General features: G+C 70.1%; 17 protein-coding genes. 8 read left to right on the forward strand and 9 right to left on the reverse strand.

Features of this window, described 5'->3' with window-relative positions:
• Positions 1 to 272 precede the first annotated feature (272 nt).
• Positions 273 to 1,679, forward strand: a complete 1,407-nt coding sequence (locus E1294_RS21515) for a dihydrolipoyl dehydrogenase family protein (RefSeq protein WP_132510805.1) — start codon at positions 273 to 275, stop codon at positions 1,677 to 1,679.
• A 48-nt stretch (positions 1,680 to 1,727) separates the two neighbouring features.
• Here E1294_RS21515 and E1294_RS21520 read toward each other — a convergent pair whose 3' ends face one another.
• The 3 genes from E1294_RS21520 to E1294_RS21530 all read right to left on the reverse strand — a co-directional run bounded on the left by E1294_RS21520 (position 1,728) and on the right by E1294_RS21530 (position 4,441).
• Positions 1,728 to 2,168 (reverse strand): STAS domain-containing protein, encoded by a 441-nt coding sequence (locus E1294_RS21520; protein WP_132510807.1) that lies wholly within the window; start codon positions 2,166 to 2,168, stop codon positions 1,728 to 1,730.
• A gap of 63 nt (positions 2,169 to 2,231) precedes the next feature.
• Positions 2,232 to 3,233, reverse strand: coding sequence for a hypothetical protein (locus tag E1294_RS21525; protein WP_132510809.1), 1,002 nt, complete (start codon positions 3,231 to 3,233; stop codon positions 2,232 to 2,234).
• Positions 3,230 to 4,441, reverse strand: a complete 1,212-nt coding sequence (locus E1294_RS21530; protein ID WP_132510811.1) for a hypothetical protein — start codon at positions 4,439 to 4,441, stop codon at positions 3,230 to 3,232. The genes E1294_RS21525 and E1294_RS21530 overlap by 4 nt, the downstream gene beginning before the upstream one ends.
• Positions 4,442 to 4,760: 319 nt before the next feature.
• Between E1294_RS21530 and E1294_RS21535 the strand changes: the two genes are divergently transcribed.
• The 5 genes from E1294_RS21535 to E1294_RS21555 all read left to right on the forward strand — a co-directional run bounded on the left by E1294_RS21535 (position 4,761) and on the right by E1294_RS21555 (position 11,388).
• Complete coding sequence (locus tag E1294_RS21535; protein WP_132510813.1) at positions 4,761 to 6,908, forward strand: transglycosylase domain-containing protein; 2,148 nt, start codon at positions 4,761 to 4,763, stop codon at positions 6,906 to 6,908.
• A gap of 214 nt (positions 6,909 to 7,122) precedes the next feature.
• Positions 7,123 to 8,094: a LacI family DNA-binding transcriptional regulator gene (locus E1294_RS21540; protein WP_132510815.1), complete on the forward strand. Its 972-nt coding sequence runs from the start codon at positions 7,123 to 7,125 to the stop codon at positions 8,092 to 8,094.
• A gap of 10 nt (positions 8,095 to 8,104) precedes the next feature.
• Complete coding sequence (locus E1294_RS21545; RefSeq protein ID WP_220447859.1) at positions 8,105 to 9,325, forward strand: serine/threonine-protein kinase; 1,221 nt, start codon at positions 8,105 to 8,107, stop codon at positions 9,323 to 9,325.
• A 480-nt stretch (positions 9,326 to 9,805) separates the two neighbouring features.
• Entirely contained in the window at positions 9,806 to 10,870 is a 1,065-nt protein-coding gene (locus tag E1294_RS21550) for a lytic polysaccharide monooxygenase auxiliary activity family 9 protein (protein ID WP_132510819.1), read from the forward strand.
• Positions 10,867 to 11,388, forward strand: a complete 522-nt coding sequence (locus E1294_RS21555; RefSeq protein WP_132510821.1) for a hypothetical protein — start codon at positions 10,867 to 10,869, stop codon at positions 11,386 to 11,388. The genes E1294_RS21550 and E1294_RS21555 overlap by 4 nt, the downstream gene beginning before the upstream one ends.
• A 167-nt stretch (positions 11,389 to 11,555) precedes the next feature.
• On the opposite strand, the gene E1294_RS21560 is transcribed toward E1294_RS21555, so the two are convergent.
• Positions 11,556 to 14,060, reverse strand: coding sequence for a glycoside hydrolase family 9 protein (locus E1294_RS21560; RefSeq protein WP_132510823.1), 2,505 nt, complete (start codon positions 14,058 to 14,060; stop codon positions 11,556 to 11,558).
• On the reverse strand, positions 14,057 to 16,954 hold the full coding sequence (locus E1294_RS21565; protein WP_246083172.1) for a glycoside hydrolase family 48 protein: 2,898 nt from the start codon (positions 16,952 to 16,954) through the stop codon (positions 14,057 to 14,059). The genes E1294_RS21560 and E1294_RS21565 overlap by 4 nt, the downstream gene beginning before the upstream one ends.
• A gap of 319 nt (positions 16,955 to 17,273) precedes the next feature.
• On the opposite strand from E1294_RS21565, the gene E1294_RS21570 reads away from it, so the two are divergent.
• The gene (locus E1294_RS21570; protein WP_132510825.1) at positions 17,274 to 19,628 is read left to right on the forward strand and encodes a glycoside hydrolase family 6 protein; all 2,355 of its coding nucleotides are present in this window, start codon (positions 17,274 to 17,276) and stop codon (positions 19,626 to 19,628) included.
• Positions 19,629 to 19,718: 90 nt separating this feature from the next.
• On the opposite strand, the gene E1294_RS21575 is transcribed toward E1294_RS21570, so the two are convergent.
• The 4 genes from E1294_RS21575 to E1294_RS21590 all read right to left on the reverse strand — a co-directional run bounded on the left by E1294_RS21575 (position 19,719) and on the right by E1294_RS21590 (position 22,725).
• A complete protein-coding gene (locus tag E1294_RS21575) occupies positions 19,719 to 20,126 on the reverse strand; it encodes a DnaJ family domain-containing protein (RefSeq protein WP_132510827.1) in 408 nt (135 codons plus the stop codon).
• 13 nt (positions 20,127 to 20,139) lie between these two features.
• Entirely contained in the window at positions 20,140 to 21,039 is a 900-nt protein-coding gene (gene folP, locus E1294_RS21580; RefSeq protein ID WP_220447861.1) for a dihydropteroate synthase, read from the reverse strand.
• Positions 21,040 to 21,067: 28 nt separating this feature from the next.
• Positions 21,068 to 21,574 (reverse strand): ATP-binding protein, encoded by a 507-nt coding sequence (locus E1294_RS21585; RefSeq protein WP_132510829.1) that lies wholly within the window; start codon positions 21,572 to 21,574, stop codon positions 21,068 to 21,070.
• Positions 21,575 to 21,675: 101 nt separating this feature from the next.
• Positions 21,676 to 22,725 (reverse strand): NAD-dependent epimerase/dehydratase family protein, encoded by a 1,050-nt coding sequence (locus tag E1294_RS21590; protein ID WP_132510831.1) that lies wholly within the window; start codon positions 22,723 to 22,725, stop codon positions 21,676 to 21,678.
• Between the two features lie 287 nt (positions 22,726 to 23,012).
• Between E1294_RS21590 and E1294_RS21595 the strand changes: the two genes are divergently transcribed.
• Positions 23,013 to 24,062, forward strand: a complete 1,050-nt coding sequence (locus E1294_RS21595; protein ID WP_132510833.1) for a polyprenyl synthetase family protein — start codon at positions 23,013 to 23,015, stop codon at positions 24,060 to 24,062.
• The last annotated feature ends 10 nt before the right edge of the window (positions 24,063 to 24,072 follow it).

Raw genomic sequence — 24,072 nt, forward strand, 5'->3', positions numbered from 1 at the left:
ATAAGAGACAGCACGACGATCGTGCCGGCGCCCAGTCCGAGCGTGAGTGCGCTCGCGAGCAGCACCCGCCGTAATTCCTGAGCCATGGGAAAGCCTCCTGAAGTGCTCCCGCGGTTCCTCCGCGGCTGCGTTCAGGCTCTCGGCCGGCGGTTGGACCACCATGAGCACGAGATGAAAGGGCTCTCACCCGGCGACGGGCCGGGAGGTTCCCGGTAAAAGGCGCACGGGCGTGAAAGAGTTTCTCACGTCCGAACGAGTGCTTGGGAGGCAAGGTGGCTGACGAGTTCGACGTGGTCGTGATCGGCGCCGGTCCCACCGGTGAGAACGTCGTGGACCGGGCCGTGCGTGGCGGTCTGACGGCCGCGATCGTCGAGGAACGGCTGGCGGGCGGCGAATGCTCCTACTGGGCGTGCGTGCCGAGCAAGGCGCTGCTGCGGCCGGTCGATCTGGCGGGCGAGGTGGCGCGGGTGCCCGGCCTGGAGCTCGCGCCCATTGACGTGGCGGCGGTGCTGGCCCGTCGTGACGAAGCCGTCGGCCATTTCGACGACTCCGGCCAGGTGGGGTGGATCGAGAGCGTACCGGCCGAGTTCGTCCGCGGGCGCGGCAGGCTCGACGGTCCCAGGCGGGTGCGCGTCACCTTGGCGGACGGCGGCGAGCGGATGCTGACGGCCCACCAGGCCGTCGTCGTGGCGACGGGCAGCACGCCGGCCGTGCCTCCCGTGCCGGGGCTAACCGAGGCGAACGCGTGGACCAGCCACGAGGTGACCGCGACCAGCGTGGTCCCTGAGCGGCTCGTGGTGCTCGGTGGCGGGGTGGTGGCCTGTGAGATGGCGCAGGCCATGCACGGTCTGGGCACGCGGCAGACCACGATGCTGGTGCGCGGCGACGGGCTGCTGAGCAGGATGGAGCCGTTCGCCGGTGAGCTGCTCGCCCAGTCGTTCGCGGACGCGGGGATCGCCGTGCGCACCGGCACCCAGGTCAGCCGGGTCGAGCGGCCGGAGCCGGGCGGGAAGGTGACGGTGCACCTGCCCGAGGGGCCCGTGCTGGAGGCGGACGAGCTGCTGGTGGCCACGGGACGCCGGCCCGCCGTCCGCGATGTCGGGCTCGGCACGGTCGGCCTGCCCGACAACGTCCCGATCGAGGTCGACGACAGCATGCGGGCGACGGGGGTCTCCGGCGGCTGGCTGTACGCCGTGGGCGACGTCAACGGGCGCGCGCTGCTCACGCACATGGGCAAATACCAGGCCAGGGTCTGCGGCGACGTGATCGCCGCGCGGGCCCGCGGTGAGGAGCCGCCCGCGCTGCGCGACCTGGCCGATGGTTACGGTGCGCCGCAGGTGGTGTTCACCGATCCGCAGATCTGCGCGGTCGGCCGCACCGAGGCCGTGGCCCGCGCGGACGGCTTCCGGGTGCGCGTCGTCGACTACGACATGGGCGCGGTCACCGGGGCCTACCTCATGGGCGACGGCTACCGCGGCCGGGCCAGGGCCGTCGTCGACGAGGACAGGAAAGTGCTGCTCGGCGTCACGTTCGCCGGGCCGGGGACGGCCGAGCTGCTGCACTCCGCCACGATCGCCGTCACCGCCGAGGTGCCGCTCGACCGCCTCTGGCACGCCGTGCCGTCCTTCCCGACGGCCAGCGAGGTGTGGCTGCGGCTCCTGGAGACGTACGGGCTCTGACCGCGACGCATGAGGCGAGCTCTGCCGTCCGCGCGGAGCCCGTCGCGCTCAGCGGCGATCACCTCGCCTGCCGTCTTTTGTGATCACGCCTGACGGAGACCGCCCTGACCACTCGTCCTCCGCCTGCACCATCAGCTCCGCCACGACCTGCTCGACGCTGTCGCCCAGTTCCACGTGCGACAGCAGGTCCGTCAGCCGCAGCACCGATAGCAGGTGATGGTCCGGCTGGACGAGGATGATCCGGCCGCCGCTGCGCTCCTCCTCTATCCGCTGCATGGCCATCGCGAGCACCCCGATGACCGACGAGTCGTAGAAGTCCAGGTCGTGCAGGTCGAACACGAGCACGGGCCCCTGCGACCAGTCCCACACGGACGTGATGCAGGCACTGAACCTGACCCTGCCTTCGTGGTCGAGCTCACCGCTGGCGCGTATGACCGTGCAGTGCACATATCGTGTGGCTTCGATTCGCAATCCGCGCTCGGTCACCATCCATACAGACTGCCCTCAGCGCGGGGTTCTCACGGATGACCGCGGATTTTCCCGCTGGTCCGCTTAGTGCGAGGTGCCCGACTCCAGGGTCGCCAGCACGCCGCGGCCGGAGGCGACGAAGACCAGCAGCGGTGAGGTCGTCGGACTGGCCAGCTCCAGCTCCGTCACATTTCCGCGGGGCCGCTGGACGAACTCCACCGCCTCGCCGTCCCTGACGCTGAGCACCCGCTCCACCCTGGGCGCCGCCGTGCCGAGGAGCTTCTTGGTGGCGTGCCGCAGCCAGCGCAGCTCGCTGTTCACCCGCCGCCACGACGCGGGAATGAGGCTGGCCGGCTCCGCCTTGGTGCCGAGCCTCAGCGTGACGCGGCCGGTCGCGCCGAAGGTGTCCTTCAGCACGGGGTTGACGACGAACATGCCCGACCGCAGCGCGCGTACGCCCTGCCGGTTGAGGTTGGCCAGCCCGCCGGCGCTGATCAGCGTCGACAGCTCGCAGCGCGAGCCGTCGAGCGTGTCCGGATCGAAGTCCACCTCCGGCGGCTCGTCGAACACGACCTTGTCGAGGCGCACGCCGGCCACCCCGTCGGGGGCGACGCGCCCGGACACGATGCGGCGCACCTCCTCGCCGACGCCGTCGCCCTCCATGATGTCGAGCGCCTCGATGCAGACGAGGCCGTCGTCGGGGATCTCCTCGGCCGCGAGGTCGAAGGCCACCTTGGCGTGCGACCGCCGGCCTTTCAGCAGGAGGCACTGGCGCAGCCGCCCCTGGGAGCGGATCTGCACGAGCCGCGTCAGCGGGCCGCCTGGCGCGGGTCTTCCTGTGTGCCAGCCGCTCACCGACCGGTCGTCGGCCGACAGCGTCAGCAGTACCCGCAGCGGGCGTCCCTGCGCGGCCACCTTGAAACCGGCCAGCCCCGAGGTCTCGAATCTGCCGACGATGTGGCTGCCCCTGTGCAGCCGGTCGGTCACCTGAAGCGAGGGGACCTGCCCGCTGAGCAGGTGCACGGGTGGTATCGCGGGCAGGATCACCTGGTCGAGGTCGGTGTCGGATCCTGTGCTGCTGGTCATCGGATGCTCCTCTCGGGGGTGATGGTGGTGGCCAGCGCTGCCGGGTCGTGGAAGTCGAATCGGGTGAGCAGCGGCTCGCGCCGATCCCACATGCGGGCGACGGCGCGGTAGAGGGGGTCGCCGTCGCGCTCGACGTACCGGAGGTTGACGGCGAGGGAGCGCGCGTAGTCTTCCGTGCCGTGCTCCCAGTGCGGCAGGAGCTGGGTGGGGACGTCGGCGCCGCAGCGGCGCAGCCAGAGCCACAGGCGGGCGCGCTCGCGCTGCTCGGGGCCGAGGAACGACTCGCCCTTGGCGTGCCTGCCGATGGCCTCGTCCAGCAGGCCGCGGTGGTCCGCGGGCGAGCGGGCCAGGTAGGTGGCGCCGCAGGCGCTGCCCTCCGACCAGCCGGCCTGGATGACGGGGATGCCGAAGGCGGGCAGGTCGCTGTCCCTGAAGGTGACGCCCACGTCCGTCACGCTCCACAGAATGTTGGTGGACAGGGCGCCGGTCACGCATTTCATCCGGGAATGACCGTTCGCGACGGGGTCGAGGAACAACCAGTTCGCGGACTCGTCGGACGCGGCGAACTCCGCCGTCGCGTCGTACAGCTCGGTGTCCTGGCCGGGGGTGTGGCCGAACACGGCGATCGTCGGCCGGTCGGCGTCGATGCCCAGTCGGGCGCAGCCGTAGTAGCGGAGCTGGCGGCGCTCGGTGTCCGTACGGAGCTGGTATCCGCTTTTCGCCCGCCAGGCGACCCGCTCAGACCCTGGTCTGATCGTCTTCCTGTGCGGCCACACGTGCCGCTCGAAGAACGCGCCGACCCTGGCGGGCAACTCGTCGAAGAAGGAGCACGGGCCCTGGTCGGGGAACATCGTGTACGCCTTCAGCGATCCGGTGCCGTGGACGTGCACGACCGGGATCTCCCTGGGCACCGCGCGGTCCGCGCGGCTGGTGACGAGCGCGACGGGCGGCAGCTCCGGCTGGACGTCGCCGGCGGCGCCGAACGCCTCGGCGAGGCGCCGCCATTCGGGGCCGGCCAGCACGACCAGCCGCGCCGAGACCAGGTCGCACACGACCCTGGCGACCAGCAGCGTGCGCGCCACGACCCTGATGTCGTCGTCGTACGCCTCCGCCACGACGCAGCCGTCGCCGCCGGGAATGTCCCCCCAATATGATCTGGCGGCCGAGAGCAGACGGTCGAAGTCCGCGCCATGTCCGAGACCACGCATAAGACCCCTCCACCAAGGCCAGCAGGAAACGCCCTGGCCGACGTTGCCAGACGGGTGGCCGGGGACCCGCCAGACAACACGCTTCTTTGCCCTCGGCTGGGGGAAATCGGCCGATCGCGAGGAGAAAGATCGCCACAGCCCGCACAGGGGCCACATGCAGCACGAACGTCAGATATGCCTACAGACACGGGAAAACCGGCCGCCTCGCGCGAACAAACTCCCGTCGCAGGTGGTCCAAGTTTTTACAGAGAACAGGTCATGGCTGGGTCTAGGATGCACCCGAATGCCAAGAGGGGGAGGTATTACCAGCATGTCCCGTATGTCGAGTATCGCGCGCCTAACCGGTGCGGCGGTGGCTGCAGGCGTGGTGACGGCGGCCATCGCACTGCCCGCGGTCGGGGGGACGGGAGCGGTGTTCGTCTCGGCATCGGAGGAGCTCGGCATCAAACCTGAGCAGCTCAAGGAGCCCCCGCTCGCGGAGAAGACGACGGTGCTCGACGCCAAGGGCAACCAGATCGCGCAGTTCTACGAGGAATATCGCGAGAACGTCAAGCTCGCCGACGTGGCCGAGATCATGAAGACGGCCATCATCTCGATCGAGGACTACCGCTTCTACGAGCACGGCGCGATCGACATCGAGGGCACCATACGGGCGCTGGCCAAGAACCTCAGCTCGGGCGGCATCGCCCAGGGCGGCTCGTCCATCACCCAGCAGTACGTCAAGCAGGTGCTGCTCAACTCGGCGACCACCGAGAAGGAGAAGAACGCGGCGCTCGAGGCCAGCTACGCGCGCAAGCTCAGGGAGCTGCGCTACGCGATGGCGGTCGAGGAGAAGTACACCAAGAACGAGATCCTCGAGAAGTACCTCAACATCGCCTACTTCGGGGCCGGCGCCTACGGCGTCGAGGCGGCGGCCAAGCGCTTCTTCGGGGTCGACGCGGCCAGCCTGAACCTGGTGCAGTCCGCGACCCTGGCCGGCGCGGTGCAGGACCCCAACGCGACCGACCCCAACCTCGGCAGGGCGCAGCGGGACCGGCTGCTGCACCGGCGCAACGTGGTGCTCGACAGGATGGCCCAGCTGGGCAAGATCACCCCCGCGCAGGCCAAGGAGGCCAAGGCCGAGAAGCTCGGCTTCGACAAGGGCAAGCCGCTGCCCGGCGGCTGCGGGGCCAGCTCGTACCCGTACTTCTGCATGTACGTGCGCAACGAGATCCTCAGCAACAAGATCTTCGGTGCGACGAAGAAGGCCAGGACCCAGTTCCTCAACCGGGGCGGCCTGACGATCCAGACGACGCTCGACCCGAAGATGCAGAAGGCCGCAGAGCGGGCCATCAAGAAGCACGTGTACGCGTCGGACAAGGCGGTCGCCTCCGAAGCCCTGGTGGAGCCGGGCACGGGCGCGATCAAGGCCATGGCCGCCAGCCGCAAGTACGGCAACAACAAGCGCAAGAACGAGATGTCGTACAACGTGGTCGCCGACGCGGTGCACGGCGGCGGCACCGGCTTCCAGGCGGGCTCGACGTTCAAGGTCTTCACGCTGCTCACCGCGCTCAACGAGGGCATGAAGATCCACGACGGGGTCTCCACCGGCAGCGGTTACCGCGCGCCCTACTACTCCTCGTTCAAGAACTGCAAGGGCGAGAACATCGGCGACCCCTCCCACACCGTCACGAACGCCGAGGGGGGTGGCGGCGGCTTCAAGTCGCTGGCCACCGGCACCTGGGGCTCGGTGAACACCTTCTTCGTCGCGTTGGAGCAGAAGGTCGGGTTGTGCGACACGGTCAGGACGGCCAAGTCGCTGGGCATCAAGCGCTCCGACGGGCTGCCGCTGACGGAGTTCGAGACGTTCACGCTCGGCACCAACGAGATGGACCCGGTGACCGTGGCCACCGCCTACGCCGCGATCGGCGCCCGGGGCAAATACTGCAAGCCCATGGCCATCGACAAGATTACCGACCGTTACGGCAAGGTGAAGACGTACAAGCCCGAGTGCAAGCAGGCGTTCGATCCCGAGGTCGCGGACGCCGCTTCGTACATCCTGGAGGGGGTCTTCACCAAGGGCACGATGCGCGGCGTCGGCGGCATCGGCCGCCCCGCGGGCGGTAAGACCGGCACCACGGACGACCAGGCCGCCGCCTGGTTCGCCGGGTTCACCCCGGATCTGGCGGGTGCGGTCAGCATCGGCGACACGCGCGGCGCGCAGGATCACAAACTCAACGGCGTGACCATCGGCGGCCGCTATTACAGCTCGGTCTTCGGCGCCTCGATCCCGGGGCCGATCTGGAAGGACACCATGATCTCGGCGCTGAAGGGCGTGCCGGAGACCGATTTCCGCCCGTTGAACACCTCCCGCTTCGGCGGTTGTGGCTCAAGCTGCCAGCCCTCGCAGCCCGACCGGTCGGAGCCGGACGAGGCCGAGGCCGAGGCCGATCCGGAGCTGGAGGACTCGGACGTGGGCCTCGGGTGACAAAATCGGATAACCGGATATGCGGGATCGGGCCGAGGGAAAAAACTTGATCCATCCGCGGCCCGGAAGCATCTGACAACTACCGGCATCGCTAGCCTGAGCAAATTCGGAGTGCGTCCGTACAGCAGGACGCACTCCTTGCAAAGGCCCTATTAACAGCGACGAAACATTGGTAACGTGGGAGCGCTCCCAGGATCTTTCCGCGAGGTGCTCCATGACCGAGCAGCCCACACTGGCACAGGTGGCGGCCGCTGCAGGGGTTTCCCCCGCGACCGCATCACGAGTCCTCACTGGCTCGGTGCGGGTCAGTACCTCGACCCGCCGCCAAGTCTACGACGCCGTCTCCCGAATGGGCTACGTACGGCAACGCGCACCACGGGGAACGGCCGCCAAAACCCTGGCCGACGGCGTCACAGCGGTGATCTGTGACCACCTTCCCCGCCTCTTCTCCGAACCGTACTACGCCAGGCTCCTGTCCGCGGCAGGCAGCGTGATCGCCGAACACGGCACCCATCTCATGGTGACCACCGTCACCCCCACGTCGTCCACGCTGCCCGCCCTGTCCGGCGCGGTGCTCATCGTGGGCGCGAGAGAGCGCCACCCGCTGGCGATCAAGTTATCCACCGCGGGCATCCCGGTGCGCAACATCGGCCGCCCGCCGCACGACCTCAAACTCCCCTACGTCGACGTCGACAACATCGACGGCGGCCGCCAGGCGGCGGAGCACTTCCTGCTGACCGGCCGCCGCAACGTCGCCGCCATCGGCGGGCCGCCCTCGTTGCCCGCCGCGCGTGACCGATTAGACGGCCTGGTGCGCACCCTGCAGGCGGCGGGCGCACCCGACGTGCCCGTGGCCTACGGTGACTTCACCGCCGCGTCAGGCACCCACGCCATGCAGTGGTTGTTACGCCACGCCCCGGGCCTCGACGCCGTCTTCGTGGCCTCCGACCTGATGGCGGCGGGCGCGATCCAGGCGCTGCGCAGGGCCGGGCGCAAGGTGCCGACCGACGTGGCGGTGATCGGATTCGACGACGCCCCGGTCGCCAGGCACACCGTCCCCACGCTGACCACCGTCCGCCAGCCCGTCGAGGAGCTCGCCACGGTCGCCACCCGGCTGCTCCTGACGGGGGCCGCGGGCATCGACCCCGTTCTCCCCACGGAACTGGTCGTCCGTGAGTCGGCTTGAGCCTGGGGATGTGCTGGCCCGCCGGTATCTGCTGCTGGATCCGCTGGCCCGCGGGGGCATGTCGGTCATCTGGCGTGCCTTCGACCAGTCCCTGCACCGGATGGTCGCGGTCAAGGTGCTCACCTCGTCGCTCCACGCCGACCACGGCGAGCGCGTCAGCGTACGCAGCGAGGCACGCGCCGCGGCCCGGTTCATCCACCCCGACTCCATCGAGATCTACGACTACGGCGAGACCGTCACCACGAGCGGGGGCGTCGCGGCCTTCGTGGTGATGCCGCTGCTCGACGGCACGCCGCTGGCCGAGCGCGTCGAGCAGGGCCCGCTGCCGTGGACCGAGGCCGCGGCGATCGCGCTGCGGCTGGCCAGGGTCCTGATGGCCGGGCACGCCCGCGGCCTGGTCCACAGGGACGTCACGGCCGAGAACGTGCTGCTCACCGCCGATGGCCCGAAGCTGCTCGACTTCGGCATCGCGGCCTGGGCGGGCGACCCCGACGACGACCGCGGCACCCCGCCCTACGTCGCCCCCGAGCGGCTGCACGGCGCGCCGACCCATCCCGCGGTCGACGTGTACGCCCTGGGCGTGCTGCTGCACACCATGCTCACCGGGCGTACCCCGTACCCGGAGACGACGTGGGAGGAGATCGAGGCGGCCCGGAGGACGGCGCCGCCTCCCCGGGTGCCCGGCGTGCCCTACGCCGTCGCCACGCTGTGCCAGCGCTGCCTGGCGCACCGGCCGGAGGCGCGGCCGGGCGCGGCGGAGATCGTCTCGGCGCTGACCGCCGCGCTGGGCGCGGCCACCCTGGGCCGGCATGTCAGGCGCGCGCTCACGGTCGCGGGCTCCGCGACGGTCGCGCTGTCGATCCTGCTCTGGTTCCAGCAGTCGGGGCTCCAGGTACCGGAGCAGGCCGCGCAGCCGCGGCCGTTTCCCACGTCCCCGCTTGCCGAGAGCTCGCCGTCCACGGCGATCACCGTCGAGCAGGCGGTGGCCGGCTTCAGGACCACGCTGGAGGACAGAACGCCGTGCGGCGCGACGGACGCCGACGTCGTGCTCGACCTCAACCAGGTGCTGAACGCCATCGTCGCGCCGCACGGCCCCGCGGCGTCGAGCGGGACCGCGCGCCTGCGCGGCAAGCTCTCCGAGCGCATGCGGGAGGGCCGGCTGGCGCCGGCCTGCCTGAGCGAACTGGAGGCCAGGCTCGACGACATCGAGACCGCCCTCGGCCCGAACTGACCTGGCGCGGGGGAGGACATTGATGAGGGGTACGGCAGCACCAGCCGTACCCCTCCAACGCGCGGCCGCGCCCCTCGCAAAGCACGGCCGCGCGAGTCTCGTGCGCAGGTGCAACCCGCGGGCACCTGCGTGGTGGAGTTGTTGTGCCCCGCCCGCGCGATGGTGAAGCCGCCGCTCTGGCCGACGTCGACGCACTGCGCGGCGCCGGCGCCCCGACGTCGTTCCGCACGGTGTGGCTCCCGCTTCTCTGGTGGGCAAGTGTACTGGGAGCGCTCCCAAGATGGGAGCCTCCCGGCACGCCGGATGTACGGCAAACGCCTCCCGCTCCCCCGGAGCGGGCCATCGGCGGAGACCATGACCAAGATCGGCTGAAAGTTTCACGGCGCGTTGTCGGATCGGCCGGGCTCATGATTCAATGCGCTGGCCGGGCGGGCTGGTCATGGGCAGGTTCTCCTCTGTCGTCAGCGCAAGGGAATCCCCATGAGATTGTTCAAGTCGGCGGCGATCACCGCCGTCATGGTTCTGATCACGAGTGTCCTGATGGCGCCCTCACCGGCACAGGCCCACGGCGTGACGATGTTCCCCGGCAGCCGCACGTTCCTGTGCTGGCAGGACGGCCTCCGGGACAACGGCCAGATTCAGCCCTACAACCCCGCCTGCGCCGACGCGGTCGCGCAGAGCGGCACGACCCCTCTGTACAACTGGTTCGCCGTGCTGCGTTCCGACGGCGCGGGCCGGACCACCGGATTCATCCCCGACGGGCAGATCTGCAGCGGCGGCACCGGCGGGCCCTACGACTTCTCGGCCTACAACGCGGTCCGCTCCGACTGGCCGCTGACCCACTTGACCGCGGGCGCCAACATCCAGATGCGGCACAGCAACTGGGCCGAGCACCCGGGCGACTTCGACTACTACATCACCAAGAACGGCTGGAACCCGAACGGCCCGCTCAAGTGGTCCGACCTGGAGCCGTTCGGCAGCGTCACCAACCCGCCCAAGAACGGCGGACCCGGCGGGCTCGGCTACTACTACTGGAACGCCCAGCTCCCGTCCGGCAAGAGCGGGCGGCACATCATCTTCACCCACTGGATCCGCTCGGACAGCAACGAGAACTTCTACAGCTGCTCCGACGTCGTCTTCGACGGCGGCAACGGCGAAGTGACCGGAGTCGGCCCCGGCAGCGGCACGCCAGGCCCCGGTCCCACGGTCACGCCGACCGACCCGCCGCCCGGCGACAGCGGCTGCACCGCGACGTGGAAGGCCACCGACAACGGCTGGGCCGGCCACTTCCAGGGTGAGGTGACCGTGCGCAACACGGGCGACAGCGCGCTGAACGGCTGGACGGTCTCCTGGACCTACGGCGGCGGGCAGGCCTTCGACGGCACACCCTGGAACGGCGTCCTGTCCGGGCAACCGCCCAACGTGACCGTCAAGAACACCACCTACAACGGCCAGCTCGCGCCGAACGCGACCACCTCGTTCGGCTTCAACGCGACCGGCTCGATCCCCAACCCCGCACCCGCCCTGACCTGCACCAGCCCGTGATCAGAACGCGTCGCGGGCTTGTCGCGGCAATCGTCACCCTGGCCGGCCTGACCCTGGCCGGGGTGATGTTCTTCGCGGGCAGGCAGCCCTCCGCCCAGCTGAACGAAGAGCTCGCCGCCCAGGTGACCATGATCCTGGAACGGGCATCGGCCGGCGAGCACCACGCACACGGCCACCACTTCGAGTCGAACGTCGTGTGCGCCGTGGAGCCGTTCGGGACCGAACCGGCCGACGCGTCCTCCCTCGTCGAGGTGGAGTGGGTCTACGCCCGCCACCTGTGCGCCATCACCGGCGAGAGCAGCGAATGGCCGGTCTCCGTGCGCGCCTCGGGGCCCATCGCCGTACGCCTCGGCATCCCGCCCCTCGTCAAGGTGCCGGAGGCGGGAGCGGGTTACCCTGAGCGGGTCAGGCGGCTCATCCCCCCGCGCTATCACGAGGAGGCGTTCGCCGGTTTCTCGGACGACGCCGCCATCGAGGCGGCCAAGCAGCGCTTCGCTCAGGCAACCCCAGCCAGTTGACGGGGGCCAGGCAACAGGGGCCAGGTGACGGACACGAACGGACGCGGCGCCGACTGGAGGTATCGGGCCGCGTCCGTCCCATCCGGGCGGGATGTGTCACAAGGCAGGATTGTTGCTTCGCCTCACCTCCTCATACGCAGCCGGGGGCCGATGGGTTCGACCCGGGGTCAGGTGGTGGTGCAGGAGATCGGATCGGGTGTGGCGGGCGTTCCGTTCGCGATGAAGCCGAACGTGGTGCTGGCGCCGGGGGCGAGCGAGCCGTTCCACGCCTCGTTCGCGACGGTGACGGCGGAGCCGGAGACGGTGTGCCTGCCGCCCCAGAGCTGCGTGATCGAGCCCTGCGACGTCCAGGCGACCGTCCAGCCGCCGATCGCCTCCGTGCCGCCGTTGCGCACCGTCACCTCGGCCTGGTACGCGCCGCCCCACGTGTTCGTCACCTCGAACTCCGCCGCGCACCCGTTGGTGGGCGCGGGCGAGTCGGAGGTGGTGAACGTCGTGGCGTCCGACCGCGGCGAGGTGTTGCCCGCCGCGTCCCTGGCCACCACGTGGGCGGTGTATTCGGTGGCAGGGGTGAGCCCGGTCAGGTCGTAGGACGCGGTCGTGGCCGTGCCTACCTTGGTGGACCCCAGGTAGACGTCATAGCCGGCCACTCCCACGTTGTCCGTGGAGGACGTCCAGCCGAGCCTGGCGGTCGAACCCGTGATCGCGGAGACCGCGGGCGTGCCGGGCTTGCTGGGCGCAGTGTCGTCCTCCACGTCCGGACCCGGGGGCTCACCCCAGATCGTGGAGTCGCCGCTGTGAAGGGTGATGCGTTCCGTGCTCTCCGGCGTGGCGCCGGGCGTGGTGGGGATGCCCTGGTACGACCAGTCGTTGGCCGGGTCCCACGTGCCCGCGCTGGAGATCCTGAACTGCACCTCCCTGCGGTGCTGCGACTGTCCTGCCGGGGCGATGTCCTCGCCCGAGCAGTCGATGCGCACGTAGTACGTGGTGCCGCCCGCCGGGTGGAGCGTGGGCGCCGCGCACTGCGTGTAGGCCGACGACACGCTGATCTGCGAGGCCGTCGTCGAGCCGTCGAGGGTGAAGTAGTAGCGGAACGAGCCGTCGGACAGCACCCTGGCGGGCCAGGCCGACCGGTTGCGCACGATGGCCTTGATCTCCGTGAAGGTCGAGCCCGACGCGTTCACGCCCGCCTCGACGAGGATCTCCGGCCCGTCCGGGGTCTCCTCCTGCGGGAAGCCCGCCGCGGGAGCGCCCCCGTACTCCTGGTAGAGCCGGGCCAGCGCGCTGGTGAAGCCGGCGTTGTAGTCGGTGGCGACCTCGTTCATGACGTAGTCGTCCCGCTCGTCGGTGTAGGCGTCGTTCGGGTCGGGCGGGCCGCCGACGAGCGCCCCGTACAGGGTGTGGCGGGTCTGCTCGGGGTTGGTGATCTGGTCGGTCCACGAGCCGTGCGCCGTACGGTGATGCGGGTTCTCCGGCGGGTTGTTCCCGAAGCCGATCACGTACGACGAGTTGCGTGGGTTGTCGCCGAGCGCGTAGTCGATCTGGCTGACCGCGAAGTCGTGGTAACGGGCCTTGCGGGTCGCGTCGGTGATCGAGTCGCTGTGCACGAGCGCCGCGAACGCGGTGTTGGCCGCGTACCTCAGCGAGCCCCACCGGTCGAGCACGGCCTGGCCGCCGGGCGAGTAGGCGACCTTCGACCCGTTCACGCCGACCGTCCACCAGTCGAGCCAGCGGTTGGCGTCGTCGAGGTAACGCTGCTTGCCGGTGAGCTTGTGCAGCAGCACGTACGCGCCGTAGGACTTGTCGTCCCAGGCGATCGTCCACTTGTACGACTTGGTGCTGGTCTGCGGCTCGTTGCCGAGGTCGTCGTAGCCGGCCTCGGCCTTGGCCAGGTAGGAGTCGTCGTCCGTGGCCCGGTAGAGCCAGATCGCGCCCCACACCAGCTCGTCGTTGTAGCCGCTCCAGGAGTTGTAGTAGCTGGAGGCGTCGGTGATGCACTCGGTGTACTTCTTCCTGACCGTGTCGGCGAAGGAGTACAGCTGCTTGGCGTGCGTCACCAGCGTGTCGGCATACGACGGATTTGTCGGGCGGAAGACGATCGAAGAGGCCGCCATCGCCGCCGCCGTCTCCCCCGCCAGGTCCGACCCGCCGCACGAGGCGTCGATCTTGTACGCCGGCCGCTCCATCCCCATCGCCTCGGCGGGACCCCACCAGGCGTGGTCCGTGCCGCCGTTGCCGACCTGCCCGTAGAGCACGTTCGGCGACGGATGGGCCTTGATGAAGTAGTCGTTGACGAACTTGAGGTTGTCGAGCAGGTGGGTGAGCTGGCCGGAGTCCGCGTAGGCGTCGCGGTACTCCACCGCGCCCCAGGCCAGCATGGTGGCGGAGAACGCCATCGGGAAGCCGAACTTGACGTGGTCGCCCGCATCGTACCAGCCGCCCGTGAGGTCCACGCCCACGTCGTCGCCGTCGTTCACGGCCGAGTCGCCGCGCCAGGAGACGCGGTTCCATCCGGGCAGCTCGCCCGACTGCTGGGCCTCGTAGAACCACAGCGACTTCTGCAGCGCCTCACCGTAGGCGAAGGCGGGCTCGGCGGCGCGGGCCGCCGGCCCCACCCCTGTCACCAGGGGCAGGACCAGCGACGCCGCGGCTATGAGAGCTGCCTTTCTCATGGGAAGAGCCGCCCGTACTCGGCGAGCGCGACGGCGACGTCCACCTGCGCCCAGAACCGGTGGTAGTTGAAGACCGGCGCGTCTCCGCCGTTCAGGAAGGCCTCGACCTTCGGCCAGTCGGGGTCGTCCTCGTAGAAGGACCTGATCGACAGGAACGTGGAGTCCTCGTTGATCGGGTCGCCGTTGGGCATCTCGCCGCTCCAGCCCGGCGGCACGTACACCGGGTCGGCGATGCGGCGGTAGTCGGCCTTGGTCTCCGGCACCGACACGCCCGCCTCGTCGCGGTTCGCCCAGACGCCGTCGAGCAGCGCCTTGGCCGTGTCACGCGCCTCGGCGTGGTTCGCCCTGGCCGCGTAGTACATCAGCACCTTGGCGTACGCTCCGGCGACGCCCACGTCCTGCGTGTGGTCGAGGACGGTCACGTGCAGGCCGGGGTTGGCCGGCGGCATGCCGGACGTGGCGGAGAAGTCACCCGCGGGCGCGCCGCTCCACCGCAGCGTGGACGGGATCTCGTAGCTGCCGTCGGCGTTGACGGTGGTGTTGTCGAGCGCCCACTCCACCCACTTGTCGAGCAGCGCCTTGGCGTCGGCGTTGCCGGTGACGTTGTAAAGCTCGGCCACCCGCTCCATCGTCCACGCCTGGAAACCGAACCACTGGTTCGACGGCGGGTCGTGGTAGACCGGCTGCCAGTCGTAGGTCATGCCGTGGAACTTCGGCAGGTCGCTGGGCGGAGTGCCGTAGTGGCCCTCCCAGCTGTTGGTCGCGCCGCCGGCGATCGCTCCCTCGTCCGACTGCAGCCAGGTGTAGAACTGCAGCTGGCGGGTGAGGCTGGTGCTCCAGTCGGAGGAGCCGGTCGCGCTCTTGGGCTTGAGCTCGGCCACGTTGGCCAGCGCCCAGGCCGCGAACGGGTTCTGATAGCCGGCGTGGTTGTGGCTGGAGCCGATGCGCCAGGCCCAACCCGCGCTGGAGTCGGTCGCGCCGCCCCAGGCGTAATACCAGTTCAGCAGGTACGCGGCGGAGTTCTTGCCGGAGCCCGCCGGGCACGAGGGGCTGGTGCAGCCGGGCTGCTTGAAGTACTTGTCGTACATCGCGTAGCGCAGGTAGTCGCCCATCTTGGCGGCCTTGGCCACCGTCTCGGAGATCTCCGACTCCTTGTCCTGCTCCTTGGCCCAGGTCAGCGCCCAGTACGCGGCCTGCACGGCCCGCGCGTCGGCGTCGGGGGCGTTGGTGTACTTCCACTGCTTGGCGTAGGCGCTGTCCTCGATGAACAGGTCCAGGTAGCCGTTCGGGCCGCCGTGCTCGAACGTGTCGCAGGACGGCTGCGGGATCGTCTCGAAGACCGACTCCTCCGGGCCGCGCTGGTAGGTGTTGATGTAGGCGGGCTTGGTCGTGCCGTCGCCGCAGCGGCCGAAGCCGTAGGTGTTGTCGACGTCGAGCAGCCAGTGCATGCCGTAGATGTCGCGGGTGCCGTACGCGCTCTGCAGCTCACTGGCCAGCGGGTCGGAGCCCACGGTGACGCCGGTGTCCATCTCGGTCGGGTAGTTGCTGATGTCCAGGTGCTCGGCCGCGTACGTGGCCGGCTTGGACGGGTCGTAGAAGGAGTTCGTCGGCTGGTCATCCGTGGACGGGATGATGTACGTCTCCAGCGAGGTCCACGCGTCGTTGAACTTCGACCAGTCGCCGGTGACCTGCCCGTAGACCGCCTCCAGCCACAGGTAGTAGCTGTAGGCCTCGGACGTGGTCTCGTGCCCGTGGTCCGGCGCCTCGACCATGAACGTCTCGATCGAGTGGTACGGCACGCCCTCGGCAGAGAAGTAGCCGTTGTCCGGGTCGTGGAGCTCGTTGTAGAGCTCGACGAAGCGCTGGACGTACTCGTTGCCGCCGCCGACGTCGTCGTCCGCCTCGTTGGCGGTGACGTCGACGGGGTCGTAGCCGGTGGCGCCGACCCGGAAGACGGCCGAGCCGCTCGTCGTGTCGGAGTCGTCGGCCGCCGCCAGCGTGACGTTCTGCTCGGTGTCCCAGTTGGACGGCGTGAACGTCCTGGTGGCGCCGCTGGAGACGGTGAGGTCGGCGTCACCGCTCGCACGGGCGACGGAGACGGTCACGTTCGCCGAGGGCTCCTGCGACAGTTTCACGCCGAAGCTCGCGGTGCCTCCCTCGGGCACGGACAGGCTGGTGGGGCTGACGAGGAGGGCGGGCCCGGTGCTCTGCGAGACGGTGATCCCGACGGGCGACGAGGTCGTGGTCGCGCCGCCGTTGTCGGTGGCGCGGGCGGTGACGGAATAGCTGCCGGCCGCCACGCCGGTCCAGTTGTGGGTGTACGGCGCCGAGGTGTCGGTGCCGAGCAGGGTGGAGCCCTGGTAGAAGTCGACCTTCGAGATCGTGCCGTCGGAGTCGGCCGCGTTCGCCGCGATGGCCACGCTGGCCGGGGCGGTGTAGGTCTGGCCGGCCGAGGGGGAGGTCAGCGACACGGTGGGCGCCGCGTTGGCGCCCTCGCCGCCGCAGGTGGTGCCGTTGACGCTGAACGATGTCGGGTCGGGGTTGCTGCCCGACCAGGTGCCGTTGTAGCCGACGGAGATGGACGCGCCGGCGGCCAGGTTGCCGTTCCACGGCATGTTGGTGCCGGTGACGCGGGTGCCGGACTGGCTCCATTGGGCGCCCCACCCGCTCGGGGTGTACCTCTGGCTCGTGGTCGGGTAGTCGAAGGCCAGCGTCCACGAGCTGAGCGCGTCACCGGTGTTCCTCAGCGTGATGTTCGCGGTGAAGCCGCCCTGGCCGGGGCTGCTCGTCCATTGGTTGGCCGCATAGGTGACGTCACAGGCCACGGCCGCCTGGGCGGGGGCGGCGGCCACGGCCGCGGTCGCGCTCGCCACGAGGACGAGGGTCGTGGCCACGGCCAGTCGCCTCGATAAGCGCGTCAGGATGAGAGGAGGTCTGTACTTCACGGGGTCTCCATGGGAGTAGGGGGTGTGGGAGCGCTCCCACGATGGATTGTGGATGCACCCCGGCGTATGTCAACGGAATGGCTTCCGGGTAACCCCCGTGTTTCCTCTCACCAGGCTGCCCGGGATGAAAGTTTCATCCCCGCCCGATGGCATTCAGCGAGCATGCGGGGCGGCGGAGAGGTTGGCGGGAGCGGTCCTCTGTACACGGCTGCGAGTCCGGCTCACCATGGGAGCGCTCCCAGCCACCTAGCACTGGAGATGATCGCTCGTGAGACTCCAACGCGGCCTCCGCAAATGGGCCGTGACCATGACCGCCGTGAGCGTCGCGGCCTTAGGACTCGTCGTCGGCCAGAGCACGGCCGCGAGCGCCGCGGTCGCCTGCGACGTGACCTACTCCGCCAATTCGTGGACGAGCAGCCCTGGTCAGGGCGGTTTCACCGCGAACATCACGCTGAGGAACACCGGCGACGCGCTCAGCTCGTGGACGCTGGCCTTCGACTACCCGACCACGAGCCAGAGGTACACCCCGAGCGGCTGGGGCGCCAGCTGGAGCCAGTCCGGCACCCGCGTCACCGGCACCAACATGTCCTACAACGGCAACCTGGCCGCCGGCGCGTCCATCTCCGTCGGCTACAACGGCACCTGGTCGGGCAGCAACCCCGACCCGACATCGTTCAGCGTCAACGGCACCACCTGCGGCGACACGACCCCGGCCAACCCGTCGGTGGTCACCTCGTCCAGCACGGTCGCCGTGGACGAGGGCGGCACGGCCACGTTCACGGCCCGGCTCTCCGCGGCCCCCAGCTCTAACGTGACCGTCACCACCACCCGCACCAACGGTGACGCCGACCTGACCGTGAGCTCGGGCGGCTCGCTGACCTTCACCCCGTCCAACTGGGACACGCCGCAGACCGTGACCCTGGCCGCGGCCCAGGACAGCGACACCGCGGCGGGCACGGCGTCCTTCAGCGTCACCGGCACCGGCACCACCGGCACCACGGTCACCGCGACCGAGGTCGACGACGACGCCACCACGGAGCAGTCGATCATCGTCTCGCCGACGTCGGTGACCGTACCCGAGGGCTCCACCGGCACGTACACGGTGCGCCTGGCCGAGCAGCCCTCATCGAGCCTGACCGTCACCTCGACGGCGGGCAGCGGCGACGCCGACCTCACCGTCTCCTCCGGCGCCAGCCGCACGTTCACCACCTCGAACTGGAACACCCCGCAGACCGTGACCCTGGCCGCGGCCCAGGACTCCGACACCGCCAACGGCACCCGCACCTTCACCGTCGCCTCCGCCGGCCTGACCTCCAGGACGGTCACCGCCACCGAGGCCGACAACGACGGCGGCACCAACCCCGGCCCGCACGTCGAGAACCCGTACGCCGGCGCCACCGGCTACGTGAACCCCAACTGGTCGGCCAAGGCCGCGGCCGAGCCCGGCGGATCCGCGGTGGCCGACGTCTCGACCGCCGTGTGGATGGACAGGATCGCCGCCATCGGCGGCTCCGCCGACGCCATGAGCCTGCGCGAGCACCTCGACGAGGCCGTCAGCCAGGACGCCGCCAACGGCTCCGCGCCACTGACCATCCAGGTCGTCATCTACAACCTGCCCAACCGCGACTGCGCGGCCCTGGCCTCCAACGGCGAGCTGCGGATCTCGGAAAACGGGTTCAACCGCTACCAGAACGAGTACATCAACCCGATCGCCGACATCCTCGACGACCCGCAGTACGCCAACCTGCGCATCGTCACGATCATCGAGCCCGACTCGCTGCCGAACCTGGTCACCAACATCGACAGCTTCGAGGACTGCCGCGAGGCGAACGGCCCCGGCGGCTACCGTGACGGCGTCCGCTACGCGCTCGACCAGCTGCACGCCATCCCCAACGTCTACACCTACGTCGACGCCGCCCACCACGCCTGGCTGGGCTGGGACTCGAACTTCCAGCCCGCGGTCGACCTGTTCTACGAGACCGTCGCCGCCACCGAGGCCGGCGTGGACAGCGTGGACGGCTTCATCGTCAACACCGCCAACTACTCGATCACCACGGAACCCCACTTCACCATCAACACGACCGTGAACGGCACCTCCGTCCGCCAGTCGGACTGGGTGGACTGGAACTACTACATCGACGAGCTCACCTTCGCCCGTGACCTGCGCGACCGCCTGATCGCCAAGGGGTTCAGGAGCGGTCTCGGCATGCTGATCGACACCTCGCGCAACGGCTGGGGCGGCTCCGACCGCCCGGGCGGCCCGAGCTCGTCGACCAACGTCAACCAGTTCGTCGACGAGTCGCGGGCCGACCAGCGCATCCACGCCGGCAACTGGTGCAACCAGAGCGGCGCCGGCATGGGCGCGCGGCCGACCGCCAGCCCGGCGAGCGGCCTGGACGCCTACGTCTGGGTCAAGCCTCCCGGCGAGTCCGACGGCTCCAGTGAGGAGATCGACAACGACCAGGGCAAGAGGTTCGACCAGATGTGCGACCCGGCCTACACCGGCAACGACCTCAACGGCCACAACCTGACGGGCGCGCTGCCGGACGCGCCGATCTCGGGTCAGTGGTTCTCGGCGCAGTTCCGCGAGCTGCTGGCCAACGCCTACCCGCCGATCAACTGATGCCCGGCTGGCCGGTGGGACCCGCCTGACCCGGATCCCCCGCCCGCCCGACGGGGCCCGGGCGCACGAGAGTGCGGCCCGGGCCCCTGTTCAGGTCACCCCTCGTGCCCTGCGCCACTCGGACACGACCTCGTCGACGTCGTAGGGCATCAGATTGAGCGGCGGGCCCGACAGCCCCGTCCTGATCGCCTCGCGGATGCGGCCGTTGATGTCCTCGATGATGTTCCTGGCCTCGGCCTCGGTGCGTGCCCCCGCTGCCTCGGCCAGCGCCTGCTCGGCGTCCTTGCGCAGCGCCAGCGTGGGCGGCAGGGGCATCGACAGGCCCTCGCTCTCCACCTTCTGCTTGATCCACCACATGTCGCCGGGATCCCGGTCGAGGCCGGGCAGCGGCTTGCCCTTGCCCGGCAGGTCGTCGAACTCGCCGCGCGCCTCCGCTTCACGGATCTGCCGGTCGATCCAGCTCTCGTAAGGCATCCCCGGTGGCTTGCGCTCGGTCACGTGCGACTCTCCTTCAAGCCAGGTTGTGGGCGGGGGCGATCGGGCCGCGCCAGCCGAGCACGGCCTCGGTCATGCGTACGGACGCGACCGTCGCGGCCACGTCGTGCACGCGCAGGATGCGGGCGCCCTTGAGGATCGCGACGACGTTGGCCGCGATCGTGCCCTCGGCGCGCTCGCCCTGCGGGCGGTCGAGGGTCTCGCCGATGAAGTCCTTGTTGGACAGCGCCACCAGCGTGGGGTAGCCCATCGAGGCGATCTCGCCGAGCCTGCGCGTAAGCTCCAGCGAGTGGTAGGTGTTCTTGTTCAGGTCGTGGCCAGGATCGATGATGATCCGGTCGGCCGGGATGCCCGCCTTCAGCGCGAACTCGACCCGCTCGCGCAGGAAGCCGGCCACCTCCGTGACGACGTCCGCGTAGCTGGGCCTGGAGATCCGCCGGCCGGGGCCGCCGAGGCTGTGGGTGACGACCACGCTGGCGCCGGTCGCCGCCGCGGTCTCCGCGATGCCCGGCTCGCGCAGGCCGTTGGTGTCGTTGATGACGTCGGCGCCGGCCTTGATGGCCGCCCGCGCCACCTGGGGCCTGTGCGTGTCGACGGAGATCACGGCGTCGGTGACGGCTCTGACCTGCGCGATCACCGGGACGACGCGCTCGATCTCCTCCTCGGCCGGAATCTGCTCCTGGTCGGCGCTGAAGGCGAACCCGCCGACGTCGACCCAGTCGGCCCCGTCTGCGACGGCCTTGCGCGCCGCCGCGACGGCGCTGTCGAGCGCGAAGGTGCGGCCCCGGTCGTGAAAGGAGTTGGGTGTCCTGTTGACGATGGCCATGATGGCGACCTGGCGCTCGAAGTCGAACTCCCGCCGCCCGATGCGCCGGACCGGGGAGATGATCCCGAGCTTGGGTGTGTCGGCGCTCACGTGGTGGTCCCTTTCCGTCCCCCAGAGCCTACCCGGCCCTCCGCCAGGTCAGACGGCCCGGGATCACCACGTGGTCAGGCGCTGGAGCGGCAGGAGCACGGCCGGTCGGAGACCGTGATCCTGATCCGCTCCATGGCTCCGCGAACCTGCGCCTTAACCGCATGGTTAGCAGGACGGTGGTGCCGCACGGGCCGGTACGGAAGTCGGCCGCGTCGCACAACTCGCGGATCAGGAAGATCCCCCTGCCCGTCGCGGCGAAGTCCGCCGGCAGGCGGTGGCCGTCGACGTAGCGGTCGGGGATGCCCGTACCCCTGTCGGTGGTCTCCGCGCGGATGAATCCGTCGACCGTCCACAGCCTGAGGTGCCCGTGCCCGCCCGCGTGCTCGACGGCGTTGACCACGCTCTCATGCACGGCCAGCACGAAGTCCGCCAGCCGGGAGCCGCTCAGCCCCGAGAGCTCCGCGCAGCGGGCCACGGACCGGCGCAGCTCGGTCACGTCGTCGAGCGTGAAGGGCTGGGTCAAAAGGGTGCGCATGGCAGGCCTCCCACCTCGCCTGATCGCCGACGCGCAAAGTGATGGGGGGCACAACGTTTCGCTGACGGTCTGTTCTGATGCGGTCCGTACGGGTCATCGTTTCACGAACGTCCTCCTACGCCGGTGGCGAGTTCGCGCATCCGGCGAGCCGGCCCGCGGTCGGGGGCGAGTGGCCCGGTGTCCATGCCGGCCCCCTCACGCAGCCCGCGGAACAACTCCCGCATGGCCTCCTGCGATGAGTACTCCGGCGTCCAGCCCAGCACTTCCCTGGCTCGCCGCACGTCCATGACCGGGATGTGGAGGGCCAGCTCCAGCAGCCCCGGCGCCGCGGGCACGAGCCGCAGTCGCCAGCCCGCCGCGACGACCGCCCTGGCCACCTGCGGCGCCACCCGCACGGTGCGGGTGCCGAGGATCTCGGCGAGGTCGTGCGGGTCGAGCGCGGGCTCGGCGGCGAGGTTGAACGGGCCGCGCACCTCCTTGGTGACGGCCAGCCGGTAGGCCTCCGCCGCGTCCCGCGCGTGCAGCACCTGCAGTCGCAGCCCGGGGATGTCCGGCACGAACGGGATCAGCCCCGGCCTGATCAGCCGCCGGGGCACGAACGGACCGGCGAACAACCTGCGCTGCTCGGTCGCGGCGGCCCGCTGGAAGATGAAGCCGGGCCGCATCCGCACCACGCGGATGCCGGGATGATCGTGCTCGAAGACGTCGAGCACCCGCTCGACGTAGGCCTTCTCCCGTCCGTACGCCGCGCCCGGCCAGCCGTGTGTGGGCCAACTCTCGTCCACCGGCCGGTCCTTGGGCCCCGGTGAGTACGCCCCCACGGAGGAGGCGTGGACCAGCGTGGGCACGCCGGTCTCCGCCACCGCCCTGAACACCCGCATGCTGCCCAGCACGTTGGCCCGCCAGGTCGTCGCCGGATCCCTGGTCGGCTGGAACAACCACGCGAGGTGCACCACCGCGTCGGCGCCGTCGAAGATCCGCGCCAGGTCGTCGCGCGCCACGTCGGCCTGCCGCCAGTCGGTGCGGTCGATCCGCCATCCGGGCAACCGGCGGGCGACCCCGACGATCGAGGTCACGCCGCTGTCCGCGACGAGCGCGCGAACCACGCTGGTGCCGACGTTGCCTGTGGCTCCCACCACCACGACTCTCATGCGACCTCGCTGCCCCACGCCGGGAGCGCGAAACCCGCCTGAACCGCGCGCCGGAGGGCCGGCCGGGCAGGCGGCCCGCCGAGCGCGCCGGTCACTCGCGGCCCCGACAGAGTGGGCTGCGCGTAAGCGACCGGCAGGGGCCCGGCAGAGACCCGGCAGAGACCCGGCAGAGACCCGGTAGAGGCAGGGTCGATCGCAACGCCAGTACCAAAAGACACTTTACACCCTCTGTATTGGGTGAGTAACTATTGGTAGCGACTCGGTCGGAGCGATAAGGAGCCGTTCGCATGCCGGTGAGCTTCACCCAGCACCACCTCGCTGCACGCATTGATCAGAGATTGGCCGCCTTCCTTGACGATTGGCGCGCCCCCGTCTCCGACCCGGGTGTGGAGGCGGCCTACGGGCTGCTGACCGACTTCATCCTGACGGGCGGCAAGCGCATCAGACCGCAGCTGTGTTACTGGGGCTGGCGCGGCGGGGGCGGCGACGACTGCGACGAGATCGTCAGCGCCGCCGCGGCCCTGGAGTTGTGCCACGCGGGCCTGCTCATCCACGACGACATCATGGACGGCAGCCAGTTGCGCCGGGGCCGGGCGACCGTGCACAGAAACCTCGCGGAGCTGCACAGGGGCCCGGGCGCGGAGGCGTTCGGGCAGGCGGGCGGCATCCTGCTGGGCACGCTCAGCCTGGCGTGGTCCGACGCGCTGCTGTCGTCGTGCGGGGCCGAGCCGCCGCGGCTGCGCGCCGCGCACCACCTGTTCGACGCCATGCGCACCGAGGTGATCAGCGGCCAGTATCTCGACATCCTCGGCCAGCTCCGCTCGGGGGCGAGCGTGGACGAGGCGCTCACCATGATCCGCTACAAGACCGCCAAATACACCGTCGAGCGGCCGCTGCAGATCGGCGGCGCCCTGGCCGGCGCCTCGCCGGAACTGCTCGACTCCTACTCCGCCTTCGGGCTGCCGCTGGGCGAGGCGTTCCAGCTCCGCGACGACATGCTGGGCACCTTCGGCACGTCGTCGGAGACGGGCAAGTCGGCACTCGACGACCTGCGCGAGGGCAAGCACACGGTGATGTACGCGCACGCCGTGCAGCACGCCTCACCGGCGCAGCTGGCCCATCTCAGACGCTGGCACGGCGACCCGGAGCTGTCCGAGGAACGCGCAACGGAGCTACGCCAGATCCTGGCCGACACGGGGGCGCCGGCCAAGGTCGAGTCGATGATCGAGGAGCGCGTGGGCCTGGCCATGGCGGCGCTGACCGCGGCGCAGATCAAGCCGGAGGCGGCGCAGGCGCTGACCGTCCTGGCGGATCAGCTCGCACACCGTACCAAGTGACGATTTGAAG

This window comes from Nonomuraea diastatica, from assembly GCF_004349015.1.
In the GTDB taxonomy this organism is placed as follows: Bacteria; Actinomycetota; Actinomycetes; order Streptosporangiales; family Streptosporangiaceae; genus Nonomuraea; species Nonomuraea diastatica.

What these genes read in the sequence shown, in the direction of transcription:
- E1294_RS21520 (WP_132510807.1), bottom strand. Translation starts at nt 2,168, where the DNA reads ATGGTGACCGAGCGCGGATTGCGAATCGAAGCCACACGATATGTGCAC.
- E1294_RS21525 (WP_132510809.1), bottom strand. Translation starts at nt 3,233, where the DNA reads ATGACCAGCAGCACAGGATCCGACACCGACCTCGACCAGGTGATCCTG.
- E1294_RS21530 (WP_132510811.1), bottom strand. Translation starts at nt 4,441, where the DNA reads ATGCGTGGTCTCGGACATGGCGCGGACTTCGACCGTCTGCTCTCGGCC.
- E1294_RS21535 (WP_132510813.1), top strand. Translation starts at nt 4,761, where the DNA reads ATGTCGAGTATCGCGCGCCTAACCGGTGCGGCGGTGGCTGCAGGCGTG.
- E1294_RS21540 (WP_132510815.1), top strand. Translation starts at nt 7,123, where the DNA reads ATGACCGAGCAGCCCACACTGGCACAGGTGGCGGCCGCTGCAGGGGTT.
- E1294_RS21550 (WP_132510819.1), top strand. Translation starts at nt 9,806, where the DNA reads ATGAGATTGTTCAAGTCGGCGGCGATCACCGCCGTCATGGTTCTGATC.
- E1294_RS21560 (WP_132510823.1), bottom strand. Translation starts at nt 14,060, where the DNA reads ATGAGAAAGGCAGCTCTCATAGCCGCGGCGTCGCTGGTCCTGCCCCTG.
- E1294_RS21585 (WP_132510829.1), bottom strand. Translation starts at nt 21,574, where the DNA reads ATGCGCACCCTTTTGACCCAGCCCTTCACGCTCGACGACGTGACCGAG.
- E1294_RS21590 (WP_132510831.1), bottom strand. Translation starts at nt 22,725, where the DNA reads ATGAGAGTCGTGGTGGTGGGAGCCACAGGCAACGTCGGCACCAGCGTG.
- E1294_RS21595 (WP_132510833.1), top strand. Translation starts at nt 23,013, where the DNA reads ATGCCGGTGAGCTTCACCCAGCACCACCTCGCTGCACGCATTGATCAG.